Raw genomic sequence first — 13,472 nt, forward strand, 5'->3', positions numbered from 1 at the left:
GCTGCCCTGCGGCCGCCGCTCAGTCGAGACCGGAGTGGCCGGGGCGGGTATCCACCAGATGCCACTCGATGCTGTTTCCGGAGTGTGCGGGCATCAGGCTGCCTTCGAAGACAAACAATGGTTCACCGATGCCACCGATGGGACGCCAAAAACCATTCCGCGGGCAGTGGAATCCGGTTCGTGCGCTGATCGTTCCACGGGTTGGATTCGAAACCCATCCGGTCGTGCTGATCTTTTTCACCGTTTTTTCCTTTGAACGTGCCCGCGGTGTCCGTGAGCTGTTTTTGAATTCCCTACTGATTCGATATTAGGAAATTAAAACGGTCCTGAATAAGACCAAAGCCGTCTGTCCGGATAAGGCTTTGTTATGGATGGGCCGGCAGCTGCACGGGGTCGGTTCCGTACTTCCTGATCAGTTGCTGGTGCAGCATTTCCTTGACCACCATGAGCACGGCTGAGGCCGCCTCGGAAAGCGGCTCGTGGTCGGGAGTGCAGAGGGCGATCTTGCTCTGCAGCCCGGGTTCGACGATCCGCAGCACCTTGAAGTCCTGGTCCGGGAAGAGTGCGTCGGCAGCCGACTTGGGCAACACAGTGCCACCCAGGTTGGCCCGGATCAGGCGGGTCAGTGACGGTACCGACTCGACTTCGCCCACCAATTTGAGGGGCAGGTCCTGTTCGGCGAGACCCTTCTCGATGATCTGGCGGAGGGTGTGGTTCTTCTCCGGAAGGAAGAGTCCCACCTTGCTGGCTTCCGCAAGCGTGACCGTATCCTCGCCGTGGTTCACGTCCAGGTCCGGATGGACCACCAAGTGCAGGTCTTCCACGATCATGGTGGTGAATTGCACTCCGCGGATCTTTCCGGGCTCGTAGATGAGTGCCATGTCCAGGCGGCCGTTCTTGATGGCTTCGCTCAACACCCCGCCGAAAATCTCGGTCAAGTGCACCACGATATCCGGATAGCGCCGGCTGACTTCGCTGATGATCTGCGGCGTCAGGCTGGAGGCCATGCTGTAGGGCGCAATCGCGATGGAAACCCGGCCGGAGGGTGCTGCGCCGGAGGTGGCGACGTCTTGCCGCGCCTGCTCCACCAGCCGGAGGATCGACTGCGCGTGCCGGTAGAGGGTGTGTCCCGCCGCGGTAGGCTCAACGCCCTGTTTGCTGCGGATCAGGAGGCGCTGCTTGAGGTCGTTTTCCAGTGCCGATACCTGTTGGCTCAGGGCGGGCTGTGCCACGTGGAGCGCCGCAGCAGCCTTGGTAATGCTGCCGGAGTCAACGATCTGCACGAAGTATGAGAGCTTGCGCGTATCCATTGGTCTGCCTTCCTCGAGGGCCACGTCCCCGGGTGGCATGCGTTAGGGAAATTCTATCCGGGGCCGGTGGGACCCAAGCCACAGTACAGGGTGGTGCAGGTCATAACGGAGAGCTATTACGGGATAACTATTAGGTCTTTGTGCCGCGTGGTTGACCGGTGCGAGACTTTTGGAAAGAACATCCGGCAATGGAGGGGAATCCTGAACTCACCCGCCGTTTCCTTGGAATTCAATTCCACGGCAAAACCACGAAAAGAGAACCACGTGAACCCGATAATTGATCTTGTAGCGGATCTCGGAGAGGGATTTGGCGCCTACACCATTGGCGACGATTCCGAACTCCTTGAGATCGTCTCAAGCGCCAATATCGCATGCGGGTTCCATGCCGGCGATCCGGACATTATGGCCGCGACTGTTGGCGAATGCGTGCGACGTGGAGTTGGAATCGGGGCCCATCCGGGTTTCCCGGACCTGCGGGGTTTCGGCCGGCGGGACATGGGCCTTTCGGCCGGTGAAGTTCAGAACGACGTCGTGTACCAAGTGGGCGCGCTGAATGGCTTCGCCGCATTCCACGGCACCAAGGTCACGCACTTGGCACCCCACGGCCGGCTCGGCAACCTCGTTGCCGTCCGGGCCGATTACGCCCAAGCCGTGGCCGAGGCAGCGGCCCGCGTGGACAACGAACTCGTGGTGGTGGCCCAGGAAGGCGAACTGGCTGTGGCTGCACGCGCCGCCGGGCTGGACGTGGCAATTGTCGGCATCGTTGACCGCGCCTACCAGGAAGACGGGACGTTGGTTCCCCGGAGCCAACCCGGTGCTGTGCTGCATGATCCCGCCGACATCGTGGACCGGACGCTCCGCATGGTGGTTGACGGCAAGATTCGCTGCGCCAACGGCGCTGACATGGATATCGACGTCGACACAGTCCTCCTCCACGGGGACAACCCCGGCGCTGTCGGACTGGCCCGCCTGATCCGTTCCGAGCTCATCTCCGCCGGTGTTCGCATCGCCCCGCTGGCCGAGGTCATGGATGCCAGGAAGAAGGCGGCCTGACATGACCGTCCTGACAGTGGCCCCCACCGAGATCTACGAGTCAGGTGACTCCGCACTGCGTGTCGTGGCCATCTCTCAAGCAAACGAAGACAACTGGCTCACAGTTCACCGCTTGGCCGACTGGCTGGAAAGCTGCGGCGCCGAAGGTCTCTACGGTGCCGTTCCCACCTACGACTCCGTCCTGGTGGAATTCGATCCCATCCTGGTTTCGGCCCGCCAAGTGCGCGCCTTCGTCAAGCTGGGGCTGCTGGAGCTCGGCCATGCAGCCGAGGGAGCGCAGGCGCCCCGTGAATTCGATGTCCCCGTGGTCTACGGTGGCGACTTCGGTCCGGACCTGGAACTCGTTGCGGAGCATCAAGGCATTTCAACCGGAGAAGTCATTCGGCTCCACACTGAAAAGACCTACACCGTACGATGCCTGGGCGCTCCCGCAGGTTCGCCCATGATGGACGGTCCCGCGTTCCCCAGGCCTGTACCCCGGTTGAAGGATCCCCGGCTCAGCGTCCCGGCAGGTGCGGTGTCCGTTGCCGGACGCCAGGCAGTCATCGCTCCGGCCGCTGCTCCGGGTGGCTGGTGCGTGATTGGCCAGACACCGCTTTCCGTGCTGAACATCCGCAAGGAACCGTTGGTCCCGTACAAGCCCGGCGACATTTTGCGGTTCCGGCAGATCCGCAGCGAAGACTTCAACGACTTCGTTGGCCGGGAATTGGAACCGCTGGAATTGGAACGCCTGCCATGAGCGGCCGGATCCTGATCCAGCAGCCGGGAAACTCCGTGGTGACGGACCTCGGCAGGACCCGGGGCCCCCGCTTCGGACTTCCCGTGAACGGCGCCCTCGACCAGTATTCAGCGCGCGCCGCCAATATCCTGGCCGGAAATCCTGACAACGATCCCCTGGTGGAGATCACGGCCCTCGACTTTCGGATGACCGCGAACACAGATGTCCTGATCGCTGTGACCGGCGCACCCCTTACCCTGACCGTCGGCGGACGAGCATGCAGCCAGTGGGAACCCGTTTCGGTGCGTGCGGGCGAATCCGTGTCCATCCGCGGGATCCACCGCGGACTCCGTGCCTACCTGGCCGTCCACGGCTCCATTGAGGCCGAGACATTGCTTGGCAGTGCCGCCCCGGACACCGTCGTGGGCTTCGGACGCCAGCTCAAGGAAGGAACCGCGCTCGTCACCCGTCGGAGCGTGACACCTGTACGTCAGCCGTACTTCGACCTTCCCCTTTTCCGGCTCGGCCTCGAAAGGCCGGGCATGGGTTCAGACTTGTTGGTCGACGTGACCGACGGGCCGGACGTCGCCGAGTTCGGCGAATCCGGTGAACTGCTCTTCACCTCCGAGTACGCCGTCAGCGGCCGCAGCAACCACATAGGCCTGCGGCTTGGCGGAGAACTTCCGGAAAGAACCTCAAGCGGTGAGGTCCTTTCCCGCGGCGTGCCAGTGGGCGCCGTCGAGGTTCCCTCAAGGGAAGAGCTGCTGGTACTGCACCGGGGACGCGGCGTCACCGCCGGATATCCCGTCCTTGCAGTGGTTACCAGCACCGGACTGGATGTCCTGGCCCAAGCGAGGCCAGGGGACAAAGTCCGTTTTCGGAAAACCACAGTGGCAGAAGCAACTGCCGCCCACAGGCGCTCGCGGGCTCAGCTTGAGACCCTCCGCGAATCCGTCCACACCGTCTTCGGACTCCTCGGCATTGGATGCCGTCCCCAGTGGCAGGACCTACCAGTTGCGGCATGCAGCTAAAACCCTGTCGTCAACCAGTAGGCGTTGCTACGCTCATCCCAGTAAGGAAAAGTCATGACCGCAAGCACCAATGCTGCTCCAGTGCAGCATGAGCGGCTCACGGGCCGCCAAACCCGCAAGGTTGTCACCGCAGGGTGCGTTGGCATCTTCGTGGAACTGTACGACAACGGCATTTTCGCCTTCATGGCAGGGACTCTGGCCCTGGTCTTCCTGGCGCCCGGCAACCCGGACAACGCCCTGCTCTTCGTTTTCGCCGGGTACGCGGTCTCCTTCTTTGTCCGTCCCCTCGGCGCAGTGGTCTGCGGCTACCTTGGCGACCGGATCGGCAGGCAGAAACTACTGGTCTTTGTCATCCTCCTGATCAGCGTCGCCACCGCCGGTATCGGCCTGCTTCCCCCTTACGCAGCAATCGGTGTTGCAGCTCCCATCCTGCTGGTTCTCCTGCGGCTTCTGCAGGGCTTCTCCGTTGGTGGCGAAGCTGCCGGCGCCATGACGTTCCTCGCTGAACACGCCCCTGAAGGCAAGCGCGGCGTCATCACTTCCTACGCGCAGATTGCCTCTTTCGCAGCGCTGCTCACCGGTACTTTGGTGGCCTACTCCATGTCGCCGTGGCTCACCCAGGCAGCGATCGACGGCGGCGGCTTCGGTGCGTTCGCCTGGCGCATCCCGTTCCTGGTCGCCATCCCCATGGGCATCATCGGTTGGTACATCCGCAAGGCCATCAGCGACACCCCGAACTTCGAGAAGCTCAAGGAAGAGGGCGGCCTCTCCAAGAACCCCCTCAAGGAAGCCTTCCAGTCCAAAGAACACCGCCGTGCCATGCTCCTGGCCCTCTTCATCCCGCTGATGAACGGCTCCGGCTACTACGTTCTCTTCTCCTACATGCCGACGTTCCTCAAGGGCAAGCAGCTGAACTTCACCATCGGTGAGGCACTCCTCGTCACCGCCTGCAGCCTGGTGGTCATCTGCATCGCCATCCCGTTCATGGGCGCCTTGTCCGACCGCATTGGCCGCAAGAAAGTCATCGCTGGTTCCGCGATCGCCATGGCTGTCCTCGGCATTCCGTCCTACGCCCTCATCGCCACCGGCGAAATGGGCCTGGCCATCCTCGGCGCCTGCATCATGGCCATCGTCTTCGCCGGGCACACCGCAGTCATCCATATCCTGATCGTCGAGCTGTTCCCCACCCGCGTCCGCTACTCGGCTTACGGTCTCGGCTACAACATCTCCTCGGCATTGTTCGGCGGCACCGCCCCGCTGCTCATGACCTGGCTGATCGGCAGCACCGGCAACATCTACATGCCTGCTTTCTACGCAGTCATCACCGCCCTCGGCACGCTCATCGCGGTCAGCACGGTCAAGGACCGAGCCCACGAACCGCTCCGCGACGCCTAGCCACACCACCTAGCGGCTGTGCGCCGGGCCTTACCGGTCCGGCGCACAGCGGCCCACCGATTCCCCACCTTCTGGAGGACACCATGTCTTTTTCCGACTACACCACCGCCCTCGTCACCGGAGCGTCAACCGGGATGGGTGCCGCCATCGCGGAGCGCCTCGCGAAGCGCGGCCTGACAGTCCACGCCGTCGCCCGCAACGAGGAACGCCTCGCCGAACTGGCCGACCGCACCGGAGCCATCCCGCACGTAGTCGACCTGACCGACACGGCCGCGCTGGCCGCCGTCGTCGGTGACCTCAAGGTGGATGTCCTGGTGAACTGCGCCGGTGTTTCCCGACCGGGCAACATCCTGGATTCCTCCGAGGAAGACATTGACGAGCTTGTGGACGTGAACCTTCGCGGCCTGCTGCAGCTCACCCGGCTGGTGCTGCCGGGCATGGTGGAGCGCGATCTTGGCCATGTCATCAACATCAGCTCGATCGCTGGTCTGTACAACTTCTACGGGCACACGGTCTATCACGCCACCAAGGCCGCCGTGCACCAGATTTCCCGCCAGCTCCGGAACGACACCGTGGGCAAGCGCATCCGCGTCACCGAAATCTGCCCCGGCCGCGTGGAGACCGAGATCTTCGGCCGCAACCTCGGTGGCACGCCCGAGGCCATGGAAGAAGCCTGGCAGACCTACTACGAGGGCTACGAGTCGCTGACCACGGACGACATCGTCAATGCGCTGGACTACGCCATCGAAACGCCCCGCCACGTCAACGTAGGCATGCTCGAACTCATGCCGACGTTCCAGGTACCCGGCGGGCTGACGTTCGACCGGCGCTAAAGCGCCTCACAGGTTCCGGCGGCACTCACTCCCGTCGCCGGAAATACAAGCTGGCGGCCGCGTATTCGCGGCCGCCAGCACCCGTTTAACTGCAGTTTGAAGGCTGCACGACGGCGGGTGGTTCAGTCTTCGTCGAGCGTCTCGGTCAGGTGGTGGGTGGGGATCCGGTCGCGGTCGTAGGTAATCTCCGTGTAACCGTGGGGCTGGGGACGCCCGTCAGCTCCGAGGTTGACGAACACGATCTCCTCGATGGTCAGGATGGCCTGCCGCGTGATCATGTTCCGCACCTCGGCCCGCATGGTCAAGGACGTGCGGCCGAAGTGCTTGGCCGTCAGCCCCATCTCGATGAGGTCGCCCTGGACTGCGGAGCTCACGAAGTTGATCTCCGAGATGTACTTGGTGACGGCCCTGCCGTTGCCGAGTTGAAGGATGGCGTAGATCGCGGCCTCTTCATCGATCCACTTCAGCAGGCTACCGCCGAAGAGCGTGCCGTTGGCGTTAAGGTCCTCGGGCCGAACCCATTTACGGGTCCGAAAGGTGATGTCTGCTTTTTCCATAATCCGAGATTATCGAACCGGCGCAACTCCATGCTGGATGTTGCGCCGGCGACGGTCCCGCTTAGGCCATTGCTGTGTGTGAAGCACTGTGGGAGTCCAGGCGCTTGGAATAGCAATACGACTCGTTGACGCCCACATAGGGACCAAAGTTGGGCACGGCCGCAAAGCCCGCGCTTTCGTAGAAGCTGCGGCCGTCCGACTGGGCTGAACCTGCCTCGGCTGCGATCACCGTGAATCCGTGTGAATGTGCCTGGGCTTCGAGTGCGGCAAGGATTGAGCTCGCCACTCCCGAGCCACGGGCATAGGGAAACACGTAGAGCCTCTTTACCTCTGCCGTGTTCTCGTCCAGCATCCTCAGGCCGCCACAGCCGAGCGGTTGGCCGGAACACTTCTCGTAAGCCACCACAAAGACTGCGGTATCGGCTTCCGATGGGGGAGGCCCGGGTTCGTGGTCAGTGCTTCCGAAACGTGAATCCAGTTCTGCCTGCTGCGCGGCTCGAAGGTCGGCACCTACGGGGTTGGCCCACGTGACCTGCCGGATGTTGAGCCGTGGGTTGGTCTGCATTTATGCCTCAATTCGCCGGGTTTCGGGGAGGTGTCTATGCGACTTAAGCCTAGGTAGCCGGGGTTACCGTGGTGTTTCCTGCGCGTAAGCGTCGGGAGAAATACTGCCCGTCTCCAGCGTTACAGTGCCTCGCCTGTGGGATCCTCGGAGGTTTGGTCCGTCAGTGCCATACCGCCAACGGGGATCTGGTCCCAGTGCAGGACTCGCCAACCGCTTGCCGGGTCACCTTCGAGGGCCACAATTCCGGTGTTGGGCAACTGGTGCGTTCGGGCGAACACTGCGTCGATGTCTGAAGCCCTGCGGCCGGCCCAGCAACGGATTGCTGCTCCGTGGCTGACAATCACCGCGGTCTGATGCCCGGCGGCCGCCACTTGCTCCACCGAGGCGTCGAAGCGGGCGAAGAAGTCGTGCCCCGCGAACGCCCCGGGCATGCGTACGTCCAAGTCGCCGTCGGTCCAGGCGAATACCGTGCTCATGTAGCGCATGTGCGACTCGTGATCGGTCTTCTTTTCCAGGCTGCCGGCTTCGATCTCGTGGACGCCGTCCAGGATGGTTGGCTGCAGCCCGGTGGCCTTGACCAGCGGCAAAACAGTGCGTTGGGTGCGTAGCAAAGTAGAAGTGTAGAGGGCGTCGATGGCTTCGTCTGCCAGTGCTTCAGGAAGGGCGGCCGCTTGGCGCTCTCCGAGTGGCGTCAGGCCCGGGCCGGGGAAGGCTGTATCCAACTGGCCCGCAACATTGCCCGGGGTTTGTCCGTGCCTGATCAACAGGAGCTTCATGGTGCCCCGCTCCTTACATCGTTTCGTCTGGCCGGCGTTCCATCCGGGCTGTGTGTCCTGCGTACTGTGCCGCAGCCCGGGTTGGTTCCAGCCAATCAGTCGCGAAGGCCCGGAAAGGACCCGACACGCCGTGTCGACGCCCCAACGGTCAGCGGCAGGTTAAACCACGACGGCGGGCCAAGGCTCCCAGCCCCGCCCGCCGCCGTCGAACGCTGTGCGTTGCTTTGGCTACTTCAGGTGGTCCACGAGCTTGTCAGCGATGCCTGTGTACTTGCCCGGCGTCAGGGCGAGCAGACGTGCTTCAGCCTCAGAGGAGAGGCCCAGGCCCTGAACGAACTCCTGCATGCGGGCACCGTCCACCCGCTGGCCGCGCGTGAGGTCCTTGAGCCGTTCGTAGGGGTTTTCCATGCCTTCGACTCCGGCGATGGCTTCGGCGCGCATGACCATCTGGATGGCTTCGCCCAGGACTTCCCAGTTGGTGTCGAGGTCGCCGGCCAGGACTTCCTCGGCTACATCGAGGGCCTTGAGACCCTTGGCGACGTTGGAAATCGCAAGCAGCGAGTGGCCGAACGCGACGCCGATGTTGCGCTGCGAAGAGGAATCCGTGAGGTCACGCTGCCAGCGGGACGTGACCAGTGTTGCGCCCAGGGTGTCCAGGAGACCGTTGGAGATTTCCAGGTTGGCTTCGGCGTTCTCGAAGCGGATCGGGTTTACCTTGTGCGGCATGGTGGATGAACCAGTGGCTCCGGCCACCGGGATCTGGCGGAAGTAGCCGATGGAGATGTAGCTCCAGATGTCCGTGCACACGTTGTGCAGGATGCGGTTGAAGCGTGCGATATCGGCGTACAGCTCGGCCTGCCAGTCGTGGCTTTCGATCTGAGTGGTGAGCGGGTTCCACGTGAGGCCCAGCCCTTCCACGAAAGACTTGGCGACAGCTTCCCAGTCAGCGCCCGGCACAGATGCGACATGGGCGGCGTAAGTGCCGGTGGCGCCGTTGATCTTGCCCAGGAATTCGGTCTTGGCGATGCGTGCGAGCTGGCGGTTGAGGCGATGTGCAATGACCGCCAGTTCCTTGCCGAGAGTGGTGGGCGTGGCCGGTTGGCCGTGCGTGCGGGAGAGCATGGGCACGGAGCGGTTTTCCTCGGCCATGGCCTCGATCTGCTTTACCAAGGCCGTGGCATTGGGAAGCCAGACATCTTCAACAGCACCCTTGATTCCCACAGCGTAGGAGAGGTTGTTGATGTCCTCGGAGGTGCAGCCGAAGTGAACCATGGCGGTCAGGTTTTCGATGCCGATGGCGGGCAGCCGGCGGCCGATATAGTACTCGACAGCCTTCACGTCGTGGACGGTAACGGCTTCGATCTCTGCGAGCTCGGCGACGGACGACGCGTCGAATTCGGTGACGATGGCCCGCAGCTGGGCAATCTGGGAGTCGGAGAGCGGACCGGCGCCCGGAAGAACAGACTGGCTGGTCAGGTGGATGAGCCACTCGACTTCGACGTGCACGCGATCGCGGTTCAGCGCGGCCTCGGACAGGTAGTCCACGAGGGGTGCGACGGCGGCACGGTAGCGGCCGTCAAGGGCGCCAAGAGCCAGAGGTTCGGAAGCGAGGGACACACGAGGGGATTCAGCCATGGTGCCTATTCTTTCATGCCCGGCGCGGAGGCCGGCGTCGATGACGGGGCTATGTGGACGACCCGTCAGATTATCCACATACGCGACGTCGATACTTCCGTCGGCCTCTGCCCGTCCGTAGCGTTTTGGCTACCGATCAGCAGAACGACCACTGGAGTACAACCCACATGAGCCTCGGCGTGATGCCTGCAGCCAATCCACCCGCTTTCGATCCTTCGGGATGTGCTTCCCGGAGCCACGAAGTCCAACGGCTTGCATGGCGAATGAAGACCTGCGTCGACCAGGCAGATACCGTCCTTGCCTCCCTGCGGAAGATTCAGCTGGAGGAATGGCAGTCCCCGGCGGGCCGTGAGTACCGGACCACGATCGCCATCCATGCTTCTGCCCTTATGCGGGCGCGGGAGAACTTGGACGGCGCCGCCGCGGTAGTGCTGAGGCACTCACAGAACGTCTCCCTCCAGAGCGGGAGGGGATACTGATGGCCGATGCGGCTCCGGTGGGTGCCGGCGCGGCGCCCACGCCTTCTCCGCCGAAACCCGACGGAATCCTTGGCATCCGCGGAGGAGTTGGCGGGATCTCTTTCCAACTGGAAGAACTTGTGAGGGGGGCCGACCGGCTCGATGACATTGTTGGGCAGCTGTTGGGCATCGAGGAAGAGGCCCGTCGCGTTCAGGATGCACTCACGCCGTATCTCTCCGACTCCTATGACTCGGGCTGTCTGGCCATCGATGCCGTGGCCGAAAGCAGGAAAGACATAGGACGCCTGCGTCAGGACCTGTGCGACGTCAGCGCAAGCGTGCGGGCCAGTCACCGGGACTACGCAACGACGGAGGCACTGAACACCCGGCTCCATCTTCTTGGGCCAGGGGCAATGATGTTCCCGGACCCGGGCCACTTCCTCAGACCGGGACGTGACCTTACCGAGGACATCCTCAACCTGGTGATCACCCCGGGTCTCGAAGCAGAGCCGGTGGTGGGGCTGGTGCTCGGTTCACCGTTGCTGGCAGCGTTCCAACCCCGTCCGGTCAGCGTGGCGAAGGTCAGCGAAAGCGTGGAAGATGTGCAGCCTTCCATGGCCGAAAGTCTCCGGCGTCTCGAGAAGGTCTATGCCAGGAACGACGGCGAGATTGAGGTGATCGAGTTTGATAACGACGGTTCGTCCTCATGGATGGTCCTGATACCCGGCACACAGCCCCATACGCCCTCAACCAACCCTCTGGACATCCAGGGAATCGGCGAAGCAGTCGGCTATGGCTCCGAGGAGGTCATCCCCGCAGTCGCGCAGGCCCTGCATGAAGCAGGGGCTGGAGTAGGGGATCAGGTGGTGGCAGTCGGGCATAGCCAGGGCGGTGTGCACGCCATGAACCTTGGCCGGGACAAGGCGTTCCTCAGTGAGTTCGACCTCAAATTCGTGCTTACTGCCGGCGCTCCTGTTGGAGGCATAGTTCCCGAGCCCGGCATCAACTCCCTGCATCTGGAACACGTGCAGGATTGGGTTCCCGGAACGGACGGGCACATGAACCCCGACACGAAGGAACGCGTGACAGTGACGCTGACGGACCACGTCCAGACTCCCGAAGGGGAAGATCCGGGCCTGGGCCCCGGGCACGATCAGGAGAATTATGCGAAAGGAGCCGAGCTGGTCAGCGCGAGCGGAGATCCTTCGTTGCTTGCATCCACTGCTGCGTTCGCAGGAGTCGTGGGCGTTGGCGGCGCGGCGAAGATTACCCGGTTCAAGCTGACCCGGGATCCGCGGACAGATCGTAGGGGCAGTCTGACGGTACCTGCCCTTCCCGAATCACGGTCCACGGCCGGAGCGCGATGATTCCTACCGCTTACGGGTACCAGGGATGAGCCCGGCCACCATGGAGATGATGCTGATGATGATCGACGCCAGGATGGCTGTCCAGAAGAAGGAATCCAAAGTCAGGTGTACGGGGGTGAAGGTGCTAAGCCACGCAGTGAGGTACAGCATCGCCGCGTTGATGACGATGGTGAACAGGCCCAGGGTCAGGATGGTCACGGGAAGCGAAAGAAGCCTCACCAAGGGACGCACGAAGGCGTTGACCACTCCAAAAATGAGCCCAATGAACAAATACGCCAAAATTATGCCCACCGTGTCAGCGCCCTGCGTCAGTCCCGCATTGGCGGCCGCTGACTCCGTGGCGCTGGTTGTGATGTCCATGCCTTGCAACAGCCAGGTTGCAACCCACAGGGCGAGCCCGTTGATGAGGACGCGGATGATGAATGAACCCATGGCCCCATGCTTTCACACTCACCTGTGCCGTGGCTGGGCGGTTTCTCCGTCACTCCGGCCGTGCGAGGGGTGCAAGTAGGCTTGAAGCCATGACTACTACTGACAACGCACCGGAGGGCGTACTCCCTCGACCGGTCGTGGACAGGCTTCCCAAATACGCTGCCGGTAAACCACCAGCAGCAATTGAAGGCCTCACCAGCTATAAATTGTCGTCCAACGAGAATCCGCTGCCTCCGGTTCCTGCAGTGTTGCAGGCGATTGCGGACCAGACTGACATCAACCGCTACCCCGATCCGCTGGCAACGAAGCTTCGGACCGCCCTTGCAGGCTTTCTGGACGTCCCGGCTGACGATGTCGTCACCGGTGCCGGCAGCCTCGGAGCGCTGAACCAAATCCTTGCGACGTTCGCCGGGCAAAACGACGACGGCAAGGCAGACGAGGTGATCTACGCGTGGCGTTCCTTCGAGGCGTACCCCATCTGCGTAGGCCTGGCGGGCGCTGCCAGTGTTCAGATTCCTCTTCTGGCGGACGGCCGGCACGATCTCGACACCATGGCTGCGGCAGTTACCGTACGTACCAAGGTGATTCTGTTGTGCACGCCCAACAACCCCACCGGGCCGATTCTGACCGCCGAGGAAACTGAGCGCTTTATTCAGTCAGTACCCCCGAATGTGGTGGTGGTTATCGACGAGGCCTACCAGGAATTCGTCCGCGACCCCCAGGCCGTTGACGGCATCAAGCTCTACCGCAAGTACCCCAATGTGGTGGTTTTGCGAACCTTTTCAAAGGCGCATGGGCTCGCTGGCTTGCGTGTTGGATACAGCGTGTCCGGCCCGGCGCTTACCCAACACCTCCGGGTCACCGCAACGCCGTTTGCGGTTTCACAAATTGCGGAAAGGGCAGCCGTAACCTCGATTGAGAATTTCAGCCAGGTTGTGGAAAGGGTACAAAGCCTCGTCGATGAACGGGACCGCGTGACGGCCGGGCTTCGGGAGTTGGGCTGGTTCATTCCGGAGGCCCAAGGAAACTTCATATGGTTGAATCTGGGCGAGAACAGCGCCGAATTTGCGGCCCTGGCGGCAGAGCAGGCACTGTCCGTTCGCGCCTTCGCCAATGAGGGCGTCCGTGTCAGCATCGGAGAGGTGGAGGCCAACACGCGTTTCCTGAATCTCTGTGCAGGTTATACAAAGGCGCCGCAAGGTTCCTAGCGGTTAACAAATGCGCCAACCGAACTTACTGCCGATAAAGTAAGGGACGAAAGCCAAAAATATGCCCGTTCCGGAATGCATTCCGGAACGGGCATATATCCCAGCGACAGAATTGCCCGGCAACCTGCCATGGC

General features: G+C 62.5%; 15 protein-coding genes. 8 read left to right on the top strand and 7 right to left on the bottom strand.

Translation table 11 applies throughout. The features are described from left to right. Positions 1-19 precede the first annotated feature (19 nt). Together PV760_RS18550 and PV760_RS18555 are read right to left on the bottom strand one after the other, a co-directional pair. Positions 20-241, bottom strand: a complete 222-nt coding sequence (locus PV760_RS18550; RefSeq protein WP_018779818.1) for a hypothetical protein — start codon at positions 239-241, stop codon at positions 20-22. 124 nt (positions 242-365) lie between these two features. Beyond that, positions 366-1,310 carry a LysR substrate-binding domain-containing protein gene (locus tag PV760_RS18555; protein ID WP_039243331.1) on the bottom strand — a complete coding sequence of 315 codons (945 nt, stop codon included), beginning with the start codon at positions 1,308-1,310 and terminating at the stop codon, positions 366-368. A 264-nt stretch (positions 1,311-1,574) separates the two neighbouring features. Between PV760_RS18555 and PV760_RS18560 the strand changes: the two genes are divergently transcribed. From PV760_RS18560 to PV760_RS18580, 5 genes are all read left to right on the top strand, one after another. Next, entirely contained in the window at positions 1,575-2,363 is a 789-nt protein-coding gene (locus tag PV760_RS18560; RefSeq protein WP_354628421.1) for a LamB/YcsF family protein, read from the top strand. 1 nt (position 2,364) lies between these two features. Continuing rightward, entirely contained in the window at positions 2,365-3,102 is a 738-nt protein-coding gene (locus tag PV760_RS18565) for a 5-oxoprolinase subunit B family protein (RefSeq protein WP_018779821.1), read from the top strand. Beyond that, positions 3,099-4,112 (top strand): 5-oxoprolinase subunit C family protein, encoded by a 1,014-nt coding sequence (locus PV760_RS18570; RefSeq protein WP_018779822.1) that lies wholly within the window; start codon positions 3,099-3,101, stop codon positions 4,110-4,112. Before PV760_RS18565 ends, PV760_RS18570 begins: the two co-directional genes overlap by 4 nt. Before the next feature lie 54 nt (positions 4,113-4,166). Continuing rightward, positions 4,167-5,507: an MFS transporter gene (locus PV760_RS18575; protein WP_018779823.1), complete on the top strand. Its 1,341-nt coding sequence runs from the start codon at positions 4,167-4,169 to the stop codon at positions 5,505-5,507. 83 nt (positions 5,508-5,590) lie between these two features. Beyond that, complete coding sequence (locus PV760_RS18580) at positions 5,591-6,340, top strand: SDR family oxidoreductase (protein ID WP_039243328.1); 750 nt, start codon at positions 5,591-5,593, stop codon at positions 6,338-6,340. Positions 6,341-6,462: 122 nt separating this feature from the next. Here PV760_RS18580 and PV760_RS18585 read toward each other — a convergent pair whose 3' ends face one another. From PV760_RS18585 to purB, 4 genes are all read right to left on the bottom strand, one after another. Beyond that, positions 6,463-6,897: an acyl-CoA thioesterase gene (locus PV760_RS18585; RefSeq protein ID WP_018779825.1), complete on the bottom strand. Its 435-nt coding sequence runs from the start codon at positions 6,895-6,897 to the stop codon at positions 6,463-6,465. Positions 6,898-6,958: 61 nt separating this feature from the next. Then, a complete protein-coding gene (locus PV760_RS18590; protein ID WP_354628422.1) occupies positions 6,959-7,462 on the bottom strand; it encodes a GNAT family N-acetyltransferase in 504 nt (167 codons plus the stop codon). A gap of 119 nt (positions 7,463-7,581) precedes the next feature. Continuing rightward, entirely contained in the window at positions 7,582-8,238 is a 657-nt protein-coding gene (locus PV760_RS18595) for a histidine phosphatase family protein (protein ID WP_018779827.1), read from the bottom strand. Positions 8,239-8,466: 228 nt separating this feature from the next. Next, complete coding sequence (gene purB / locus PV760_RS18600) at positions 8,467-9,873, bottom strand: adenylosuccinate lyase (RefSeq protein WP_354628423.1); 1,407 nt, start codon at positions 9,871-9,873, stop codon at positions 8,467-8,469. A 167-nt stretch (positions 9,874-10,040) separates the two neighbouring features. On the opposite strand from purB, the gene PV760_RS18605 reads away from it, so the two are divergent. Next, positions 10,041-10,352 carry a hypothetical protein gene (locus PV760_RS18605; protein ID WP_354628424.1) on the top strand — a complete coding sequence of 104 codons (312 nt, stop codon included), beginning with the start codon at positions 10,041-10,043 and terminating at the stop codon, positions 10,350-10,352. After that, on the top strand, positions 10,352-11,698 hold the full coding sequence (locus tag PV760_RS18610; RefSeq protein WP_354628425.1) for a hypothetical protein: 1,347 nt from the start codon (positions 10,352-10,354) through the stop codon (positions 11,696-11,698). Before PV760_RS18605 ends, PV760_RS18610 begins: the two co-directional genes overlap by 1 nt. A 3-nt stretch (positions 11,699-11,701) precedes the next feature. On the opposite strand, the gene PV760_RS18615 is transcribed toward PV760_RS18610, so the two are convergent. Continuing rightward, positions 11,702-12,130: a phage holin family protein gene (locus tag PV760_RS18615; protein WP_018779831.1), complete on the bottom strand. Its 429-nt coding sequence runs from the start codon at positions 12,128-12,130 to the stop codon at positions 11,702-11,704. An 89-nt stretch (positions 12,131-12,219) separates the two neighbouring features. Between PV760_RS18615 and PV760_RS18620 the strand changes: the two genes are divergently transcribed. After that, positions 12,220-13,338: a histidinol-phosphate transaminase gene (locus PV760_RS18620; RefSeq protein WP_354628426.1), complete on the top strand. Its 1,119-nt coding sequence runs from the start codon at positions 12,220-12,222 to the stop codon at positions 13,336-13,338. Positions 13,339-13,472 lie beyond the last annotated feature (134 nt).

This window comes from Paenarthrobacter sp. CC6, assembly GCF_040560085.1.
Classification (GTDB): Bacteria; Actinomycetota; Actinomycetes; order Actinomycetales; family Micrococcaceae; genus Arthrobacter; species Arthrobacter nicotinovorans.

Coding starts and splice junctions, on each gene's coding strand:
- PV760_RS18555 (WP_039243331.1), bottom strand. CDS start 1,310: ATGGATACGCGCAAGCTCTCATACTTCGTGCAGATCGTTGACTCCGGC.
- PV760_RS18565 (WP_018779821.1), top strand. CDS start 2,365: ATGACCGTCCTGACAGTGGCCCCCACCGAGATCTACGAGTCAGGTGAC.
- PV760_RS18570 (WP_018779822.1), top strand. CDS start 3,099: ATGAGCGGCCGGATCCTGATCCAGCAGCCGGGAAACTCCGTGGTGACG.
- PV760_RS18575 (WP_018779823.1), top strand. CDS start 4,167: ATGACCGCAAGCACCAATGCTGCTCCAGTGCAGCATGAGCGGCTCACG.
- PV760_RS18580 (WP_039243328.1), top strand. CDS start 5,591: ATGTCTTTTTCCGACTACACCACCGCCCTCGTCACCGGAGCGTCAACC.
- PV760_RS18585 (WP_018779825.1), bottom strand. CDS start 6,897: ATGGAAAAAGCAGACATCACCTTTCGGACCCGTAAATGGGTTCGGCCC.
- PV760_RS18590 (WP_354628422.1), bottom strand. CDS start 7,462: ATGCAGACCAACCCACGGCTCAACATCCGGCAGGTCACGTGGGCCAAC.
- PV760_RS18595 (WP_018779827.1), bottom strand. CDS start 8,238: ATGAAGCTCCTGTTGATCAGGCACGGACAAACCCCGGGCAATGTTGCG.
- purB (WP_354628423.1), bottom strand. CDS start 9,873: ATGGCTGAATCCCCTCGTGTGTCCCTCGCTTCCGAACCTCTGGCTCTT.
- PV760_RS18605 (WP_354628424.1), top strand. CDS start 10,041: ATGAGCCTCGGCGTGATGCCTGCAGCCAATCCACCCGCTTTCGATCCT.
- PV760_RS18610 (WP_354628425.1), top strand. CDS start 10,352: ATGGCCGATGCGGCTCCGGTGGGTGCCGGCGCGGCGCCCACGCCTTCT.
- PV760_RS18615 (WP_018779831.1), bottom strand. CDS start 12,130: ATGGGTTCATTCATCATCCGCGTCCTCATCAACGGGCTCGCCCTGTGG.
- PV760_RS18620 (WP_354628426.1), top strand. CDS start 12,220: ATGACTACTACTGACAACGCACCGGAGGGCGTACTCCCTCGACCGGTC.